This window comes from Bartonella sp. MU70NMGDW (assembly GCF_042194085.1).
GTDB lineage: Bacteria > Pseudomonadota > Alphaproteobacteria > Rhizobiales > Rhizobiaceae > Bartonella > Bartonella grahamii.
Genome location: NZ_JBHIMK010000003.1, coordinates 1 through 20185, shown reverse-complemented (window position 1 = coordinate 20185; position 20185 = coordinate 1). Strand labels below are relative to the sequence as shown.

The window sequence follows — 20185 nt, the reverse complement described above, 5'->3', positions numbered from 1 at the left end:
TATTCATTTTACCGTTGTTTAACGAAACTTGAATTACTCTTTTTACTTAAAAGAGGCTCATATTCTTTTTTAAAATCGGATTTTACACCAAGAAAACTAGCTGTGCGACGAACAATATTAGCAAGCATTGGTCCAGCATTCATCCCCGCTGTTGCTGAACGCTGTCCCTCTGCAGGCTTTGGTTCATCAATAATTGTTAAAACAACATAAACAGGATCATCAATAGGAAAAGCAGCAAGAAAACTATTGAAATTTTTTGTTTTAGAATATTTTCCATTTTCAACTTTTTCAGCTGTTCCTGTCTTACCACCTACACGATAACCTTCAACTTTTGCATTACGTCCAGAACCAATATCACTATTTAATTTATAAAGGTAACGCATATTTTGACTTGTTTTAGCCTGCAAAACCCGTTTTGCGTAGTGCAAAGTTTGTCCTTTTGTACGTTTTAAAAATGTCGGAGCAATTAACCAACCACCATTCATTAAAGCAGCAGCCCCGACAGCCGTTTGCAAAGGTGTTGTTGCCATACCATGCCCAAAAGCAATGGTCATCGAATGAATATCCTTCCAATGATGTGGCACAATAGGATGGGCAACTTCAGGCAATTCTGTTGTCAATCGATCCAGTAAACCAAGTCGTTTCAAAAAATTACGATGTCCATCAATCCCCACCGCCAATGCCTCCTTAGCAGAACCAATATTAGAGGAATAAATAAAAACCTCCCATAACGTTAAGGGACGATTTTTCCCATGAAAATCATGAATAGTATACCCACTACTTGCTTTTATTGGCTTTGAAGCATCAATAATACTGTTTAAATGAAAAATATCGGAATCAAGAGCCATGGCAGTTGTAAAACTTTTAATGATTGATCCCATTTCAAAAGCTCCTGCCGTCATCCGATTGAGACGATCACTTTTTAAAGCTTCAATAGGATTTCCAGGATCAAAATCTGGTAGTGATGCCAAAGCCAAAACTTCCCCCGTATGTATATTTAAAATAATAGCTCCTGCAGCAATTGCCCTATAACGCTTCATAGCCTGAATAAGTTCATCATGAACAATTGCCTGAACACGCACATCAATCGAAAGCTGAACTTGTTTTAATGATTCTTCCATAGCAAGACCAGCGGCACGCAAAGCACTCAACCCCGCATCATCAATATATTTTTCCATACCTGCAATGCCCTGATTATCAACATTCACCATACCGAGAATATGGGAAGTTACAGGTCCATCAGGATAAAAACGACGAATTTCAGTCCGAAAACCAATTCCTGGTATACCAAGAGCCATAATTTTCGTCTTCTGCATTGGTGTTAACCCACGCTGTATCCAAGAAAAACCAGATTTTCTTTTTAAGCGCTTATAGGTTTCCTGCCAATTAAGATCAGGCAAAACTGTTGAGAGCAATTCAATTGTTTCATCCACATCAATAATACGTCGTGGCTCAGCAAAAAGTGAGTAAGTTTTAATATCTGTTGCCAATAAACGACCATTACGATCAACAATATCAGGCCGTGCCATCAATTGAAGAACTCCTGGCCCCTTTGCTTCTTCAATCTGTCCACCTTCCAACCCATAAGAAATAAGGCAAGCCCCCATGATGCCATATAAAATTAAAAAGCAGAACAACGAAAAAAGCAAACGTGGACGACTAGAATAGGGACGACGAACAGAAACATTATGATTATTCAACGAATTCTTTAAGCGCTTTTTCTTCTGTGAGAATAAAAAAGTCGATTTCATTACTGCGCGCCTTTTTGGACAACATCATTTATCTGAGAAGCCCGATTATTTGTCAAAATATCCTGATTATCTTCCAAGATATTTTGTTTAATCACTTCTTCAATTTGATCATGTACCCGTACCGGAATATCTTTAAACGCCACGATTTGACGCGGCTGTATAACCTCTAACTCAAGTTCTTTTTGATAACGTTTTGCAAGTTTTTGCATGCGTGAAGGCCTTATCATCACAGCCCACTCAGCACGAAGCAAACTTACCGTATTTTTTGCTGCAGCAATTTCATGCTCAAGATGACGAACTTCGTTCATTCGTTTTTGAACATCATATTTTACTTTATAAGTAAGACCTGCCATACAAATCATAATCATCACTAAGATCATATCAAATGTACGAAAAACTGTCATTTCTTGCCGCCTTCAAAACTGGCAATCTCTGCTAAACCAAATAATTTCATATCTGCTGCAAGAGCCTCTGCTTTAGTTCGTACACCAACACGCAACCGCGCAGAACGTGAACGAGGATTTTGCTGTAACTCCTCTTCACTTGCAGTTATCCCCCCTTTAAACAAAGGAAAAAATGTTGCTGGAGGCGTTTTTATTTCAGGAAGATAGCGTGATCTCATACACTCTCCTGAACGAAAAGAAAAAAATCTTTTGACCATACGATCTTCAAGAGAATGAAAACTGACAACCCCCAAACGACCACCCGGTTTCAAAATGCGTTCAGCAGCAAATAAGCCACGTGCAAGTTCATCAATTTCATCATTAACATAAATGCGAAGAGCCTGAAATACACGTGTTGCAGGATGAATGCGATCTCCTGGCTTACGTCCTATCAACGCTTCGATAGCATACGCCAAATCACCTGTACGCAAAAAAGGCTGAACAACACGACGCTTTTCAATCATCCGTGCAATTCGCCCCGCATAGCGCTCTTCTCCTAATATCTTAAAGATACGTGCCAAATCCCTTGCTTTTAAGTGATTTACAACATCGCCAGCAGTAAAACCAGTCTGAGCCATTCGCATATCTAATGGACCATCTTTTTGAAAAGAAAATCCCCTTTCAGCTTCATCAAGCTGCATTGAAGAGACACCAATATCCAAAATAACGGCGTCTACCTTCTCTTCAACAACGCGATCCAACTGTGAAAATTCCATTTGCACCAAACGAAGTCGTGGAAAAAATTCTTCAACAAGCGATTGTCCCGCACTAATAGCATGAGGATCACGATCAAGAGCGATCACCTCCGCCCCTGCCTTTAACAAAGCGCGCGTGTAACCACCAGCACCAAAGGTGCCATCAATCACTTTTGCTCCAACCAATGGCATAAGCCCAGCCAAAACTGGCTGCAACAACACTGGGATATGGCGTTCAGCTCTTTGATCCTGCTTTATCAAAATAATCCGTCTTGAAGTTATGCTGTCTCAAATCAACAGCTCTCTCATAGCAACTGATTTTAGAGTAACCTAGCCTTCAACTTTCATATTAATCACAATGAACGAAAAAACTAAAGTTATCCCAAGACAGATCCTAACGCATTATACTTAAAGAAATGTTATAATTTTTTAAAATACTCTTTGCTCAAGTGTCCATTTCAAACACATAGAATCCATAAAAGACCATATATAATTGATCTTATAAAATATCGCGTATCATCATGAAATATCAGTCGGCCTATAAGCCGGGTTCTGTAGAGTAAAGCTTACACTTTACATGGCAACCATTCATCTGGGACGGATGTTACCATCCGCCTCGTGCAACCTACCCGAATGACTCGCCCGGAAATCGGCTGCAAATTAAATTTTGCACGTCATTTCTATTTGGTCTTGCTCCCGGTGGGGTTTACCTTGCCACATTCATTACTGAATGCGCGGTGGGCTCTTACTCCACCCTTTCACCCTTACCTATAAAAATAGGCGGTTTACTTTCTGTGGCACTTTCCCTAGGGTCACCCCCGCCGGGTGTTACCCGGCACCGTCTTTCCATGGAGCCCGGACTTTCCTCACTTGCCGCATTTCAGCATTAGACAAGCGCGGCTGCCCAGCCGACTGACGCATTAATTTATAAAACATTTTCTGCTCCGTGAAAATAGCATCTTAAAATATTTTATAGCAAACCTGTCTAAAAAGATGTTTTTATTTTAATGAAGCCAGATAAGTTTTCACTTTTGCGCAATATTTCGCCGAAATGGAATTCATTTTTTTTGCAGCATGACCTGCGTTATATTTAAGGATTGTACCACACGTACTTCCACCACTGAGTTTATACGCCCGTGCCAAATAACGCATACCATATTCAAGATTGGTCGCAGGATCGTACAAATCCTGTACAGAACCACTAAAGCCCAACCCTCGTGCCGTAGAGGGTTTAATTTGCATCAAACCTATTTCGCCAGCAGCCCCCTTTATACCTGCCTTATAATTACTTTCGACTTTTACAACAGCATGTGCTAAATTAACGGGAACATTATATTTATTCGCAAGTTTCTGAATAAGAAACTCATAAGGACGATCAGGAATCTTAGAAGCAACAATCACTGAGGCTTCTCCTGATTCCGCAACATTTAAGACACTATGAGTCCAACTTACATCAAATACAAAAAATACAGCACACGCTGTATTTAACAAGATTTTCAAAAATTGCATTTTCTTTCTCTTCACTCAAACATTCTCAAATTCTAGCTGCAAATAATTTGCAAACGTATTGTACAAAAAAAGAAAGCAAAAGAACGGCTTGAAAAAGGAAAGAGTAAGACAATTTCAAGATAAAATTCTGCAACAAAAGAAAATATCTTTATGCACAAATTATAGATTTATCTATATCATAAAATAAAAAAAATAAAGAGACTATTATTAATCTTATAGCGTATTAAATAAAATGATATAATATACAAATTTCTACTATCACTATTGTATCACTTAATTTTTATATTAAAAAAATAGCATCTTAAAGAGAGACAAGAACATCTTTTTACCGAAGATTCTCAATATCAAAAAAGTTTCACAAAAAATATAAACTGTTATCAACACTTCTCTCTGGTTAATACACACCCACAGCACTCTTTATGTCCGATAAAACCCCAACAAATCATAAAACAAGTCCCCGCTCCCATCATTGCGCATAAAAAATTCATAAATATACTAAAACTATCATACTCTTTACCAATTCAAAATATTGCAACAGACTTTTAGCTCTTAAGATGCCTCAAAGAAGCTTTTTACTTCTTCTTTTGAAAGAGCTTTTATCCACACAAGCCTCTCACTTGTAGTGCACAAGAAACTAATTTTTATTTTTTCACCATGAATAAATTTAAAACGAGAGAATTTTACAATTCTTAAGATTCTTACTCAATATGAAAATGACAAATTATCATTATAAAACAATATGCTAAAAAAGCCATATCCGTCTTTGTCCCTACAACAAAGCTCAACAATTACTTTTGTCTGTTTTTTTGAAAAATGTTAGGAAACTCAATACCCTCAAAGCCTTTTTAAATAAAAATAGACCTCTCATCTTCATTCAAATATTTTTTTCTTTGTCACAGACTACCATCTTATCAGCCTTGCACCTCATTTTCACAAATCATACAAATGAATAAATATCCTAAAGTCCGTAGAACAAAGGAAGCTTAAACCCTTTAAAAATTTTTTTATTTGCCTATATCAAATAAAAAAATAACTGGCATATAAAATACGATTAACGTGCTTTATTATAGCCAATACTGCTTTTACTTTTGTTATTGTCGCGATTGATAATACAATTAACTCGACCAATACCCTTGACAGACTTTCTTTCACTCCTGTAATGATTGCATCATTATCGTTATACTTTGATTGCTTACCTTTTGAGTAAGATAAATTTTGCTAATTATCCTACAAATTGATTATCTCCTCGCACTTTTCAAAAATTCATGAAAAGCTCTTGCTGCTTAAAATAAAACCCAAAAGCGCGATTAAAAAAACAGCTAAAAATAAGCATTAGCAATGGAAGGACGAGAAATCGCTTTTGAAAGAGCCATAGCAACAGTTTCACCAGATTTGTGAGCCTGCTCAAGACTCTGACCACTTTTAAAAGCAAGCGCAATTACATCACGACGCAGCTGCGCAATAAACACCTCTTGCTGTTGAGGACTCATCTTAGAAAGATGCTTGATAATATCTGGAAAAGATACAGACAATCTCTCTAACAACTCCTCCTCTGTTACATCAAGCTTCTGAGAAGAAAAAGAAGAGCGGCCGGAAAAAAACTGATAAACAGCACTACTTTGAGAAGCAAAAAAGACAGCGCCAAAAATAAAAAACATAAATAAAATAAAAACAATACGACGCGAAAAAGATTCCATTATCTCTTACCTAAAGATCACAGAACACAAACATAGATTCCTTTTATGATTCTCCTTATAGCATTCAACGATGCCTCAATAAAGAAAAATCAAATTATTGAAAATGAATACGCTAACACTCTCCGCCCAACAAGACCTGCCCCTCTATGTATTCAGGTAGTATAGGCGAAACAATAACAGATCTTACACTTCCCCCTAATAACACGCTACAACATACCCCAAAACAATTATAAAAAGCCTGACTGAGGAAATCCTCAGTCAGGCCAGACAATCTAGGGGATCCACGCGGGGGGGGGGGAGGAGGTTCCCCGATCGTCCTCTCACATCAACCACTAAGATAGCCGATGCAATATTCTTGCTATGGAATAAAATTCTTTAAACAACAAGAAATTCTTATCATCTTCTACGCAAAAAAACATAAAAGAGTTATAAATTGTTTAAAAATGTTTAAATTTAGGCAAAAAAAGTTTAAAATGACCCAATTTGAAGCAATTTTATTTCAAGGAACATCAATTAGAATCTACAATCATTATAACTTTTAAATAGTTTCTTTCATAACTCTGATGATCATAATTAAAAAAACCGTAATTTCTACGTACCCACCCTATAAAAATCAAACTATGTAAAAGTAGAATCACTTTTCCAACAGCAATCACCACAAAAATAAAAATGTAGATTTTTAAAATCTTACACAAATAACCGTAAAAAATGAAAAACATCTTCTTGCAAGAAAACAATAAATTAGAGAAATAAAATCTTATCTATCTTCATAAAAAAATCTGTAAATGATTATTAAAATATTGTCGCATCTCTCATGTAACAATCAATGAAGAATTTAAACAGCTTAATTTTTATGAAAAAATGAGAACTCTGAAGATATTTGTTTCGAATCACGTTCTATAATCATTCCAAATAACGATAAACTATTTTACAATAACCAACAGGCTCTAACGCATTTTAACATAACAAACCGAGATCAATGCAGACAGTTTCTCTTAATCTCTATCATTTAAATGATTCCGTAAAATAATACACACAGTAGTTTCTACACTCAAAAATTGTTATAGTCTGTTCTTCTAACGTAAATAATGCATTGATTTACAATCATAACGCATCATTTTACAACTTACATGAGAGATCTCAAGAACGTAAGATTCCCTTATTTTAAATCTTCGTCTATTGAATCAATGAATAGCCATACTACGGCACATCACAAACAAGAAAAAGCATATGGATAAAAAACATAAAGGCCCAAAAATAAAAACCTATTGCCGTCTTTACCATCCCTTTCATTTGCCTTTACGAATTTCAAACATGCTCATAACGCTGTGTTTTAAATAATGAAAATCATGCATTGTCTTACCCTTTTACCCCTTCGTCTTTTTAGAGCATCTTTTTGCACCCCTCACTAAAAATTCCAAGGTACTTCTTATCTAAGCACCTGTTTTAAAGAAACATCGTAAGATCTATTGGGTACCACCATTTTTGACATTTATGAAGGTATGAGCCATCACTATATTATATTATGCGCTATTACATCATATCGCCGCCGCTCTCATATTTAGAAATATGTATTTCCTTTTACAAACGGTATTATTTAGATAAATATCTTCTCTTGTAACAAACAAACAGACTCTTTTGGATTCTGAAACAAGAAATTTGAAATGAAAAAATATTCCTATATTCGAGCCTCTCATTGAAATCTAAAAAATCAATATATTGGCTAATAAAACAAATATGATATCAAGACACCTTAAATAACGATCCTCATAGGCTTATCTCTATAGAAGGTGCTTTCATTACACAGTACACAGCCACCAAGCCCCTGTAAAACACCAATACTCTCATATAAAAACATAATACAAATGTAAAAAACAATAGATTATCAATGATTGAATAAAGTTTTATCTCTACGCTATTCCTTAAGAAAAATCAGAGAATAAAGCAGGTCAACAAACGCGATTTATGCAAAATCGACTTGTTTATCTTTGATATCGTCAACTAATAAACGCGGATCACGAGCAAGCCAAAGCGTAACCATACCCTTCTCACTGTTTTCATTTTGTATAGGAGTAAGACAAACCGTTTGTTCTAGAACAAGTCCTGTATTTTTAAGCCATTGTTCTATTTGTAAAGCCGAAAATCCAAAACGCGTATGTGCTTGATCAGAATATGAAGACTCAATTTTATGATAACCAAAATCCACAATCAATAAACGTCCATGAGGACGCAAAACACTTGATATCTCATGAAGAAACATTTCAGGATTTTCAAGAAAATGTAAAACCCAATGAAGAATAACTAAATCAAAAGTTGTATCTCCAACAGACAAGTGAAAAACATTGCTATCAAGCACAACTTCAACCGCATGCGTATAAAGATTAGAAAACAATTTTAAGACAGAGTCTCCACCTATTCCAATATTCAGCATCGTTTGAAATGGTTTATCGCCAATGATTTCAAGTAAAGCGTTTTCCACACCATGATCTGCCATATAGGATGACCGTAATACATCCCATTGCAACGTATTTTGTAAAAAATGCTTCTTCCTCGTTTTTTGACGCTGCTTTTTAACATCCTTCAAACGTTCTAAATCATGCGCTAACAACATATCATGCTTTGGTAAAGCCGAAAGAACACCCATCACAATGTCTTTACCCAAAAAATCATGACAAAGCTTAAAATAAAGGCTATCTCCCTTCTGATAACGCTCAATCAATCGTGCTTCGTACAACAAACGTAAATATCGTGATATACACGCTTGCGACTGATCAAGAATAAAAATAAAATCAGGAATTGTTAAATCTTCATGACGCAAGAGCGTAAGAACACGTAAATGGTTTATTTCTGCGACCGCTTTTAGCAGCACAATCATTGCATCTAAACTTGCACTTTTTTTCATAATTATCCCTTAAACATTCTTATAAACATTTGTTTACAGAAAAAAAAGTCAAGCATAAAACGCATATTCTCATCTATTTTGTTCTCTCTATTTTATTATACTATAAAAAAATAGGCTACTGTAAAAAACGAACAGATCTCATCTCTCTGCTTCTCGTTATAATGATAATGCATTGATTTATAATAACAATTAATCATTTTCAACTTGAATAAAACATCGGAATACCGTAAATTTTCCTCATTTCAAATCGATTCATGATAAATCAATCCAAATTATTCTCTTACAGCTCATAAACAGAGGAGACATATGGATAAAAATACTTTTTATAGTCATCTCAAAACAAGAACTGCGTACCATTGAGAAAAAATAAATAACATGATGGTGCCAGCTTGCATTTTTATTAAGTAAAGATGACAATGCTCAATGACCAGAGCATTTGTAGAAATAGTACTATACTCTTCATCCACTCCTTTTCATTGCAATTTTACAAGCAATAACCGGTTATATATCATGAGTAGAATAACCCTATTTAGGTCATAATTTCATAAAGTGTCTCTTACTCTTTTCAATGAATAAAAACTTACACAGAGTACACACGCACTTTATTTATGAAATAAAAAACGCAATAAAACACACTATTATTCCAACAAAGTTGAGATAAGATAAAAAATTCTAGCGTGTAAGAGGTTTATAATTTGCATGCTTAGGATTAAGAGATTCCGCCCCAAGACGACGAACTTTATCAGCCTCATATTCAGCAAAATTACCTTCAAACCATTCTACATGACCATCACCTTCAAAGGCTAAAATATGTGTTGCCAATCGATCAAGAAACATACGATCATGCGATATGATAACTGCACAACCAGCAAAATTTTCCAATGCATCTTCCAATGCACCCAATGTTTCAGTATCAAGATCATTTGTCGGTTCATCAAGAAGAAGCACATTCCCCCCCTCTTTTAGAAGTTTCGCCAAATGTACGCGATTGCGCTGCCCTCCTGATAAATTTGCCACCTTCTGCTGCTGATCTGCCCCCTTGAAATTAAAAGCCCCGCAATAAGCGCGGCTATTCATCTCATATTTACCTAATTTAATAATGTCATTTCCACCAGAAATTTCCTCCCAAACAGTTTTATCCCCCACCAAGGAATCGCGACTCTGATCCACATAACTCATGTGAACTGTTTCACCGATACGTATTTGACCTGAATCGGGCTGTTCCTGTCCCGTCAACATTTTAAACAAGGTCGACTTTCCCATACCATTGGCCCCAATAACGCCGACAATGCCACCAGCAGGAAGTTTAAAAGAAAGAGAATCAATCAATACACGTTCACCATAAGCCTTAGAGAGATTATCAACCTCAATAACAACCTGTCCTAATCTTTCTCCAATAGGAATAATGATTTGCGCCTCTCCAGGACGGCGCTCACGTGCTGCTTGAACCAACTCATCATAAGCCTTAATCCGAGCTTTTGACTTTGCTTGTCGCCCCTTTGGACTAGAAGCGATCCATTCTTGCTCACGTGATAAAGCACGTTGACGCGCTGCCTCTTCACGGCCTTCTTGAGCCAAACGCTTAGCTTTAGCCCCCAAATAAGCAGAATAGTTCCCCTCATAAGGAATACCTCTCCCACGATCTAACTCTAAAATCCAACCCGTTACATTGTCGAGAAAATAACGATCATGGGTTATCAAAAGCACAGCCCCAGGATATTCACGTAGATGCCTTTCAAGCCAAGCCGTCGTTTCAGCATCTAAATGGTTTGTCGGTTCATCCAAAAGTAACAAATCAGGTTTTGACAAAAGCAATTTACAAAGTGCAACACGCCGCTTCTCACCACCCGAAAGTTTTGTTACATCCCCATCGGCTGGCGGACAACCAAGAGCAGCCATAGCCATTTCCACTTGACTTTCTAAATCCCAAAGATTCTGACTGTCAATAATGTCCTGAAGCCGTGCACTTTCATCAGCCGTTTCCTCGCTATAATTCATCATCAATTCGTTATAACGCTCAAGAATTTCTTGTTTATCTGCAACACCTTCCATCACATTGCCACGCACATCTTTGCTCGCATCAAGCAAAGGTTCTTGTGGTAGATAGCCACAGCGTGCTCCTTCAGAAATCCATGCTTCTCCCGTATATTCCTTATCTAGCCCAGCCATAATACGTAAAATAGTTGACTTCCCTGCACCATTCGGCCCTAAAATACCGATCTTCGCATCTGGATAAAAAGACAAATGAATATTTTCTAGAACTTTTTTATTGCCGTAAGACTTGTTAAGCCCAGCCATATGATAGATAAATTGACGTGCCATAAATTTCTCTTTATATTGTGCATATTGTGCGATATTAAAGATTAGGATTTTGAAAAAAACTGATTTTGCTTTTTGAAACTGTACAGTAAATAGCACTTACATCGTATCAAAAGCTTTTCGCTTTATATTGGTACATTTTTTCTAATCTCACAAGCCCCAGTATGGTCCTGAATGCAAAAAAACATCCCCCCAAAAAGCAAAAAGCAAATCTTTTTAGCTGTACCTGAAACCTGTTATCAAACATTACCTCTCTTTTCCATACCAGATATAACATTGCATTTTTATCGTATTAAACCAACTTATCAATGTAATATGGTACCACAAAGAAAAGCAATTCTCTATGCGCCTTCTTTTTTCGCTTTATGGGCTTTATATTACGCAGTAAAAAATCCTTCTCTTTTTTCATCGATTTTTTGCTACGGGAAGCAATGGACTTCACCCCTTGCCTTGATATGGCTTAAATTACGTTTACAAAACGACCGCCGCCTTATGGGATCTGACGTCCCAAGCCCAATGATCATGAAAGCTTTGCATCAACACGTAGCAAAAAATGAATACAGTGCACTTCCCATTGGTACGTGGTTACAATTCGTAAAAAACTATAAAACCAATTGTAAAAACTTATCCATCCCCCTCTTTTGGCTTGATAATTATAAAAATAATATCAATATCCAACACATCATTTCAAAACTTCAAGACGACATATAGCTTTTTAAAAATACGATAAAAGCTCATCTCGTATAGGAATATATTTATGGAAAAAAAAGCCTTAATCGTCATTGATGTTCAAAATGACTTCTTACTAGGTGGAGCACTTGCCGTACCACAAGGTGATGCTATTTTACCCGCCATCAATAATCTCATAAATCATTTTGACCACGTTATCTTAACCCAAGACTGGCATCCCAAAAACCATTGCAGCTTTGCTTCCTGCTATCCTGAAAAAAAGCCCTATGATACCATCATTCTTGACTACGGTCCTCAAATACTTTGGCCTGATCATTGCATACAAGGAACACAAGGAGCAGAATTTCATCCATCTCTTAGAGTGGAAAAGGCACAACTTATCCTTAGAAAAGGCTATAATCAAAAAATGGATAGCTATTCTGCTTTTCTTGAAAATGATCAAAAAACACCAACAGGTTTACAAGTTTATCTCAAAGAACATGGTTTTACCAAGCTCATTATGTGTGGCTTAGCAACTGATTTTTGTGTCGGATTTTCTGCTCTTCACGCTATACAATGCGGTTTTAAAGTCAGTGTTTCATTAAATGCCTGTGCTGGTATTGATGTAAACGGATCACTAAACACTATGCTTAAAACTATGAACGAAGCTGGTATAGAACTTTTAATGGTCTCTTAAAATATTCTTCTCTAATCTACTATTATAATATACTGATTTATAAAGGATAAATTATTTTTCACATATTTAAGTGAAAGTCTAGAATATCGTAAATTCTCTGATTTCAAACCTGTTTCAAAACCATTCTCTTACACGTTATAAAGAGAATCAATGTATGAATAAAAATCATTCAAAAAAACAGTAAAAATGCTTCTTATGAACCATTAAATGCAAGAACTTATCATAATATTGAAAGCTGGTAAAAAGTATAGCATCAGCTTTCTGTCTTATATTTAGGTCAAAAAGTACCCTAAAGATTTTACACTATTCCCTTCATGAGTAGTATCATGCAATGGACTCAACTTTAAAATAAAAACACAAATAAGCAATAAAATAGTATTTTATTTTGCATAAAAGACCTCTTTCTATTCAAAGATATGTGATAAACAAAAGCCTGAGAAAAGAAGAAATCTCCATTACTTAGACACAACATGTTTATCCAATTGACGATGCTTAAAACGAATCGAAGAATATAATGCCATTCCAATAATACAGACTCCCACAAGTCCTGTTAAAACTTCAGGAACCGATATAATCGTTTGCAGATACATAATCACTGCAAGAACTAAAATTGCATAAAAAGCACCATGCTCTAAATAACGATAATGCAATAATGTTCCTGATTCAACCAACATAATTGTCATAGAACGAACGTAAAATGCACCGATACCAAGACCTATCGCAATAATAAAAAGGTTATGTGAAAAGGCAAAAGCACCAACCACGCCATCGAAAGAAAAACTAGCATCAAGAACTTCTAAATAAAGAAACGCCCCTACTCCCCCGTGAGTTACTGTTGTTAAAGTCTTTTGAGGGGTATCCAAGAGATGACCGACAACTTCAACACCGATAAAGGTCAAAAGTCCATAAAGGGCTGCCAATAAAAAAGTCATTTTATCTTCTGTGTCAATCTGCCCTGAAACAAACAAGATCAAAATCAAAACAATTGCAATATCAATCCCAACAAGCGCCCCAAACTTTTGAGCAGGTCTCTCTATAACATTAAGCCAATGTACCTCTTTTTCAGAATCAAAAAAATATTTTAAGCCAACCATCATAAGGAAAGTGCCTCCAAAAGCAGCAATCCCCATATGCGCATCGATTAAAACTTCAGCATATCGATGTGGTTCCCATATCGCTAATTTTACTGCCGCAATTGGATTAATCCCAACAGCAACGACAACCACCAATAATGGAAAAACAATTCGCATCCCAAATACAGCTATCAAAATGCCCCATATAAGAAAACGACGACGCCACAACGGATCCATTCTACTAAGAACACGCGCATTGATAATAGAATTATCAAACGATAAAGAAATTTCCAAAACTCCTAAAACAAAGCAAATAAAAAAATATTTAAGAAAACCAGTAATACTTTCCGTTTCAAACCAACCAATAACCCCTCCTAAAAAGACACCAATAATCGTGAAAAAAAAAGCAAACCCAAAATAGCGTAATAGGGCCATGATCATTCCTCAAAGTTTATTTTCTAATTCATCTAAAGCACACCCAGGACAAATCCAAAGTTTGCATCTATTAATGCAGAGGTGTATAGAATATATATGGTAAAGTTACATGAAAATTCTCTCAAAAAAAGCAAGAGACAAATGTAGCAAACAGAGAATTTTGTTTTGAAATGAATATCAATTGTCAATACAGTAAGCGAAATATTTCTTTCTATCCACGAAAAATAAAAAAATAAAAAGAAATTAAAGCTATAAATATTGACATTATATCATAGAATATTAATACATAGTGTGCTTTTATTATTTAATGATTTATACCATGATGATTTACTGAGGGAGATAATTCGTGGCACGTCCTGAAACTGAATCAAAAACCATATTTGGAAAACGTTTGCGTTATGTACGTCTTGCTTTAGGCGATCCATCACGTGAAACCTTAGCTAAAAATTTTAGCATGACAAAAAATTCTATTGCTTTTTATGAGCGTGGGGAGAGAGAACCCAATCTTAGTGTTTTACAAACATACCGCACGTTATATGGTGTCAATATTAATTGGCTCTTAACTGGACAAGGAAAAATGTTTGACACCGAATATACAAAAGGTGATTTTGACTGGAATTATTTTATTAAAAAAATCGAAGGACTGGAAGAAACACTTGCCAATGGTGAGCGTAACGAAAAACTAAATAAAGAGAAAATCGACAGCTCTTATGAAAAATTGCAGCAATATTTGTCAAGACAAGGTTTATCTAATGGCCTTAACCCTAAAACTACAACCTCTCTGATCGACATGAAAGCTAAAATGGCCAATTCTTATACTCTTAGCTTATTCATTGATTTACTCATTCGAAGCGTATCCCAAAAAGAGGTTATCGCTAATCAATAAACATCTATTTTAAAAGAAAAAACAAGAAATGATTAAGCTCTACCAGTATGGAGAAAAATATTTTTCACTTTATCCATGCTGGTAAGATTTTGTATAATTTATAAAATTTGTTTCTATAACGACAATAAAAATATTTCCATTGTAAATAAAAGTATAATGTCTTTAAATTAAAAAAATAATTTTTAGTATAAAATTTTCATTCATATCTTATTGACAAGAAATTTTTTCTTGTTAAAAGAATAATAGCTCTCATAGAAATTATTTTTTAAGGTCAGAAAATTTAAGGGAAATATATTGACGAGTTCCTATAGAGACATACATTAATGTTCAAAGACGGATTAGTTAAATATTTATCCTGAAAATTATCAGCTGTTTTATGAGGTGGGAAGCATGTATTTTGAGGTGTTTCAAGGAGTTCACAATCAATGGTACTGGCGTTTAATCTCAGGAGATGCACAAAAAATTGCTTTTTCTAGTAAAGGTTATCCAACAAAACAAGATATCCTAATCAATATTGAACAAATCAAAGAAATTACACATAAGGCTCTTATTAGAGAACTACAGTTCTAACGTTCTTTACCATTAGAACAAGCGTTTATTTTATATAATGGTATGTGAGTTACTTTTGTGACAAATAAAAAGTGATTTTTTTTCCCTCAGTGGGATGAATCTTTTGTGTTATTTCTAACAATCACAAATAACAGTCAAATTCTTGCATATTACTATGTTTGTTTTCAATCATACTCAACTCTCTATAGCATTTATTAAAAAGAAACTCTTTTAAGTCTTTTATCTTTCATAAAAATAAACGCACATGAAAAGAAGATAAATCATCAATGATGAAATATAATTACCCTACTAGATATTAATGTCTTTTACCTTTATATTCCTCTTCTGTATCTGATAATCATAACTGACTTACCCATTTCATCTTCATAAAAAGCAAATATCTCTTTCTTTCTATTATCATGCAATTTTTTAGACATATTAGCTGAAACTATCGTCGCATTTATATCTTATATCTAAAAGGAACGTGCAAAATTGTTTCAAGCATAATGGATTGTATAGACGCGCTTTTTAATAACCAGCATACCTATAAACTGGTTTATCATCATAAACTCTTATTTTATAATCAAAGACGCTCTGTCTTATAAACTTAAATGTTTTCATAAAATCAGAGTAAACTTGAATATTCTCTTTCAATACAATCCCTCCATCAGCATCATAATTGGCTTCATTAAAGTTTATCTCTCTCGTCATTCCAATCTTCCTAACACATTTCCAAGCCCTTTAATGCAAAATATAAATACAATCACTCTTTATCATCTTCAGATTTAAGCATTTTTTGATATTTCTTTTCATTTTTTTCATATTGTTTAATTTGTTTTTTCAGTTTTTCAATTGCTTGGTCACGTCTTTTAATCACCATACTTTGCTCTCTAATAGCTCTATCTCGTTCTTCAGTCATCTTCATAGAATCTCTTAAAAACTCATGCTTTATTCTTCTAGATTCCTCTTTTAAAATTTTCACTTGACTGCGATAATATAAAGAAAACCGAAATATAACCCCACTGCACAACAAAACAACAACCATTGCTCCCAATAAAATTTCGTTTACACTCATTTGGATCTCCCTTAATTGTCGCTCAAGTGATCATCTTGACCAATTTGTTTCATCCTCAATCAAAAAAAGAATGCAATAAACCGCATGTTCCAAGTGTGAACAATCACTCTCGGCATTCTTATTTTCTCCATTAAAGCCATTGATAAATGACGCAAAAAAATCCCTGAAAGCGGCTAAATCTACACGCTTACACCAATTATTTGCGACACATTTATTGACACAAAAAACAAAAAATAAGGAACGTCAAATAAAACTAACGACGCAACGCAATCGTACAAGCCTTGCCCAAATCGTTCCTATCTTCCTTTTTACGCCATGGGGAATGCGGCTATATATGAAAGTTCTTCATTATTACAAAAATCATCAATGTCACAAAGCACAGCATTTCTGTAAAATTTTGCCTTCCCAAAAATCTTTACATCACCATAAATTAAAGCATCACTATAAACTCGAGCCTTTCTATAATCACGAGTATCACCATAAAATTCAATACATTGAGCATTCAAAACTTGATCAAAAAAGACCGTATTAACGTAAACATATGCATCTCCACTCATATTCGAATAACTATAAAGTTCTTATCTTTCATAAACATGCAAACTCTTACGAACGACTACACAACCATATGTTAATGCATTGTTATCAATAACAATATCATTGTAAACACAGACTTCATTATAAACCGCAGCATCATAAAAACACACTCACCCCCATAAGGGCATTAATCGAATGTACCCCCCTCCCAAACAACCACTTTTGTGACTCAGATTACCTTCCTGTTTAATAAAATATCCAAGATCACTTTTTTGATATTTCCCAATTTTTTTAACGCATATATACGATATACCATCTGATAGTGATCTAATTTATTACAATAGAGGAGAAATCAGTATTCTTTGCCTATGAATTTACATTTTTTCTACAGCCATTATCCTATATCTTAAGGCTCTAAAGCTTCGTTATACTCACACACCACCTCAACGCAGAATTTTTTTTACAAATTCTGATGTTGGGGTATATCTTGATTTATAATGCTGCTACGTATACTATCACAGTGAAATCTCATAAACATACGAGTGTGTATCGCCGTTTCCGGTATACACATTTACTTCTTCACAACCGTGGAACTAAGCAACCATTTTTTATTGATTCGAATCTGAAAGTGTATGGGGACATTTTGTTATTAGTTAAAAACAACTCTATATGCTTCATTAGCGAAGAGCTACACATGGATATTTTCACGCTCCTTGTATCATATATTCTGGATTCGCAGCGCAATATTAACGCTATAGCGTAAATATGTAAAGGTCTAAAAATGACAAAGACTGAAAAAGATTGGTTCCAACGCTTAGTTGAATTGATTAAAAGTGACGGACGAACAATGATTGAAATAAGCAGAGCTGCAGGCTGTGGACAAAATTACGTCCAACAAATGATAAATGGAGGAAAGAGGCCTTCAGTAGATAAACTCATGGCTATTTTGAACACACTGGGAAATGCTAGTGCCATATATGTAATAACTGGTTTCAACATCTCCGATGAAGACTTAAAACTCATAACTTTGATTTCGTCTGGAGATAAAAAGAAGATTGAAGCCTTAAATGTTCTGTTGAATGAGCAGAATCTGTAGAATTTTCTACTCTATCCAATATCGCTTGCTTTTGAGACGTCGATAAAGACTCCCATTTCACAATAATATCAGATAAAGTTGTTTCAAATTTTTTATCATTCTTCATAGTCATACTCCATGTAGTCAAACTATATAACGCTAAAGCGTTTAAATATCTCTCATACCTTAGAAAAAAATATTTGCAATAGGCAGTATGGAAGCAATTGTGTACAAACTTATTTTACAAAATCAGATGAAGTTCTATTAGTCATGTACCATGGTGAAACAGAAAGCATCACACGATCCAGATCTTCTTATGAAAATTGGTATGATCTATCAAAAATGCGAATAATGTTACGCATATCTTGTGATTCGGACCAATAACAAACTAATGTGAAAATATCCCTGAAGACACTCCTGAACTCTATATAAGAGAACACGAAAAAGCTTTTTTGAAAAAAATATATCACAATTTTATTCTACATAGCACCATCTATGTTTTTTAAACAATATTGCAAAGCAAGAATATAACAATGTTATAGGAATAAATTCTTATAAACAGAGCCACACTACCTAAAACTCTGTAACACATTTATAGGTAACCTCCCCTCTAAACGCACCTTGTAAATACTAATATAAGTCTCTATCATAAGCAAAAATGATACTATTAAAAAATAAAACGAATCACCACGCATAATCTTTGTACGTAAATTGTATCGCAGATTTACCACAAGAGAGAAATTCCCTTATGTAAATGAAGAATTATATTTTCAAAGTATGATTTTGAAGAAAAGTATACTTTTCCAAAAAAAATTACCCTCTCTGCCAATAATTTTTCATAAGAGAGAAAACTCTCTACACAATCAATACGAGAAAAATATTAGCAATACCAAAAAGTGCTAGCTTTACCGAAATATTGCCAATCCCTTATGAGAGTAAAATCAAAAAAGACTTCTGCTCTTCAATAATAATTTGGATTACATGAAAACTCTATAATTTGAGCATTAAGCGAAAAATACACAAAAACAGGAAATGGCATTTTAACGAATTTTCCAATATCATAGAAAACATTTCTTACAGAATAATAAAATTCCTATTACAATAAAATCTAGATAATGCAAAGCGATAGAAACAATCGCTCAATTGACTTTTCAAAGAACGATTGATGAAATTCTTTTCAGAGAACACGCCACCGTCATTATGAATAATATTTCTCAAAAATCAAATAGAACGCCTCTCTTGGGAAAAAGAAAATATCAACAAATGCTATCATCGTTGCCCCCATGATATATGTGAACACCTATGGATCACATTCTCTTATATACAACCTTTCATCACGATAACGCTATTCGAACGTCTAAAAGACATTAACATCACTCAAAAAAAGTAAATTTACACTACATGTTTTTTGAGCCATTTGTTCTAAAAAGGTACAATCTTTAAAATTAGTCTTATTGGGATCTGTTTATTTGCAGAACAAGCATAAATAAACTTATTCAATGAAGCTTTTAGCCTTCTATTTTATGAAGAACATTATACAGAAAAAGTACAAAACAGTATATGAATTAAAAAATAAATAGCGCCACATATCAGTTAATCCAAATGCTACAATGTTTCAAATGAGAGCACTTCTTTAATGAGACTAAAAAACATACCGTCACTTTATATTAAAGCGACTGATAGAAAAAACAGCAACAAACAATGACAAATGATTTTAGAACAAACAGAAAAATAAATAAAAAACGAAAAAGGTAGAATCCCAAAATTTTTATAGCTATCCATTTTTCTATTGGACATTCCCCTATTGGTGGGCCCGGAGGGACTCGAACCCCCAACCAAGCGGTTATGAGCCGCTGGCTCTAACCAATTGAGCTAC

18 protein-coding genes and 1 other RNA gene are annotated in these 20185 nt (G+C 34.6%); 5 read left to right on the top strand and 14 right to left on the bottom strand.

Annotated elements, in window-relative coordinates:
- Nucleotides 1–8: 8 nt before the first annotated feature.
- The 8 genes from ACFIKE_RS00595 to ettA all read right to left on the bottom strand — a co-directional run bounded on the left by ACFIKE_RS00595 (nucleotide 9) and on the right by ettA (nucleotide 11319).
- The gene (locus ACFIKE_RS00595) at nucleotides 9–1751 is read right to left on the bottom strand and encodes a peptidoglycan D,D-transpeptidase FtsI family protein (protein WP_375626137.1); all 1743 of its coding nucleotides are present in this window, start codon (nucleotides 1749–1751) and stop codon (nucleotides 9–11) included.
- Nucleotides 1751–2155 carry a hypothetical protein gene (locus ACFIKE_RS00590; protein ID WP_375626139.1) on the bottom strand — a complete coding sequence of 135 codons (405 nt, stop codon included), beginning with the start codon at nucleotides 2153–2155 and terminating at the stop codon, nucleotides 1751–1753. Before ACFIKE_RS00590 ends, ACFIKE_RS00595 begins: the two co-directional genes overlap by 1 nt.
- The gene (gene rsmH, locus ACFIKE_RS00585) at nucleotides 2152–3150 is read right to left on the bottom strand and encodes a 16S rRNA (cytosine(1402)-N(4))-methyltransferase RsmH (RefSeq protein WP_375648146.1); all 999 of its coding nucleotides are present in this window, start codon (nucleotides 3148–3150) and stop codon (nucleotides 2152–2154) included. Before rsmH ends, ACFIKE_RS00590 begins: the two co-directional genes overlap by 4 nt.
- Before the next feature lie 264 nt (nucleotides 3151–3414).
- Nucleotides 3415–3805, bottom strand: an RNA gene (gene rnpB / locus ACFIKE_RS00580) — RNase P RNA component class A.
- Between the two features lie 83 nt (nucleotides 3806–3888).
- A complete protein-coding gene (locus ACFIKE_RS00575) occupies nucleotides 3889–4398 on the bottom strand; it encodes a lytic transglycosylase domain-containing protein (RefSeq protein ID WP_375648145.1) in 510 nt (169 codons plus the stop codon).
- Between the two features lie 1319 nt (nucleotides 4399–5717).
- Entirely contained in the window at nucleotides 5718–6095 is a 378-nt protein-coding gene (locus tag ACFIKE_RS00570) for a hypothetical protein (RefSeq protein ID WP_375627054.1), read from the bottom strand.
- 1963 nt (nucleotides 6096–8058) lie between these two features.
- Nucleotides 8059–8997: an ArsR/SmtB family transcription factor gene (locus ACFIKE_RS00565; protein WP_375627052.1), complete on the bottom strand. Its 939-nt coding sequence runs from the start codon at nucleotides 8995–8997 to the stop codon at nucleotides 8059–8061.
- A gap of 672 nt (nucleotides 8998–9669) precedes the next feature.
- The gene (gene ettA / locus ACFIKE_RS00560; RefSeq protein WP_375627050.1) at nucleotides 9670–11319 is read right to left on the bottom strand and encodes an energy-dependent translational throttle protein EttA; all 1650 of its coding nucleotides are present in this window, start codon (nucleotides 11317–11319) and stop codon (nucleotides 9670–9672) included.
- A 171-nt stretch (nucleotides 11320–11490) separates the two neighbouring features.
- Here ettA and ACFIKE_RS00555 point away from each other — a divergent pair, with 171 nt between their 5' ends.
- Both ACFIKE_RS00555 and pncA read left to right on the top strand, forming a co-directional pair.
- Complete coding sequence (locus ACFIKE_RS00555) at nucleotides 11491–12027, top strand: hypothetical protein (protein ID WP_375648144.1); 537 nt, start codon at nucleotides 11491–11493, stop codon at nucleotides 12025–12027.
- Between the two features lie 46 nt (nucleotides 12028–12073).
- Nucleotides 12074–12682, top strand: coding sequence for a bifunctional nicotinamidase/pyrazinamidase (pncA, locus tag ACFIKE_RS00550; protein WP_375627046.1), 609 nt, complete (start codon nucleotides 12074–12076; stop codon nucleotides 12680–12682).
- 455 nt (nucleotides 12683–13137) lie between these two features.
- Here the strand turns inward: pncA and ACFIKE_RS00545 are convergent, their stop codons facing one another.
- The gene (locus tag ACFIKE_RS00545; RefSeq protein ID WP_375627044.1) at nucleotides 13138–14190 is read right to left on the bottom strand and encodes a DUF475 domain-containing protein; all 1053 of its coding nucleotides are present in this window, start codon (nucleotides 14188–14190) and stop codon (nucleotides 13138–13140) included.
- A gap of 346 nt (nucleotides 14191–14536) precedes the next feature.
- On the opposite strand from ACFIKE_RS00545, the gene ACFIKE_RS00540 reads away from it, so the two are divergent.
- Both ACFIKE_RS00540 and ACFIKE_RS00535 read left to right on the top strand, forming a co-directional pair.
- Nucleotides 14537–15076, top strand: coding sequence for a helix-turn-helix domain-containing protein (locus ACFIKE_RS00540; RefSeq protein WP_375626155.1), 540 nt, complete (start codon nucleotides 14537–14539; stop codon nucleotides 15074–15076).
- Nucleotides 15077–15466: 390 nt separating this feature from the next.
- A complete protein-coding gene (locus ACFIKE_RS00535) occupies nucleotides 15467–15646 on the top strand; it encodes a YegP family protein (protein WP_375626157.1) in 180 nt (59 codons plus the stop codon).
- Between the two features lie 507 nt (nucleotides 15647–16153).
- Here the strand turns inward: ACFIKE_RS00535 and ACFIKE_RS00530 are convergent.
- From ACFIKE_RS00530 to ACFIKE_RS00515, 4 genes are all read right to left on the bottom strand, one after another.
- On the bottom strand, nucleotides 16154–16336 hold the full coding sequence (locus ACFIKE_RS00530; protein ID WP_375626159.1) for a hypothetical protein: 183 nt from the start codon (nucleotides 16334–16336) through the stop codon (nucleotides 16154–16156).
- Between the two features lie 52 nt (nucleotides 16337–16388).
- The gene (locus tag ACFIKE_RS00525; RefSeq protein ID WP_375626160.1) at nucleotides 16389–16700 is read right to left on the bottom strand and encodes a hypothetical protein; all 312 of its coding nucleotides are present in this window, start codon (nucleotides 16698–16700) and stop codon (nucleotides 16389–16391) included.
- Between the two features lie 308 nt (nucleotides 16701–17008).
- Entirely contained in the window at nucleotides 17009–17257 is a 249-nt protein-coding gene (locus ACFIKE_RS00520; protein ID WP_375648143.1) for a hypothetical protein, read from the bottom strand.
- 21 nt (nucleotides 17258–17278) lie between these two features.
- Entirely contained in the window at nucleotides 17279–17404 is a 126-nt protein-coding gene (locus tag ACFIKE_RS00515; RefSeq protein WP_375626164.1) for a hypothetical protein, read from the bottom strand.
- A 611-nt stretch (nucleotides 17405–18015) separates the two neighbouring features.
- Here ACFIKE_RS00515 and ACFIKE_RS00510 point away from each other — a divergent pair.
- Nucleotides 18016–18330, top strand: coding sequence for a helix-turn-helix domain-containing protein (locus ACFIKE_RS00510; protein ID WP_007347852.1), 315 nt, complete (start codon nucleotides 18016–18018; stop codon nucleotides 18328–18330).
- On the opposite strand, the gene ACFIKE_RS00505 is transcribed toward ACFIKE_RS00510, so the two are convergent.
- A complete protein-coding gene (locus ACFIKE_RS00505; protein ID WP_015856659.1) occupies nucleotides 18254–18436 on the bottom strand; it encodes a hypothetical protein in 183 nt (60 codons plus the stop codon). The two genes, ACFIKE_RS00510 and ACFIKE_RS00505, sit on opposite strands and share 77 nt — an antisense overlap.
- Between the last annotated feature and the right edge of the window lie 1749 nt (nucleotides 18437–20185).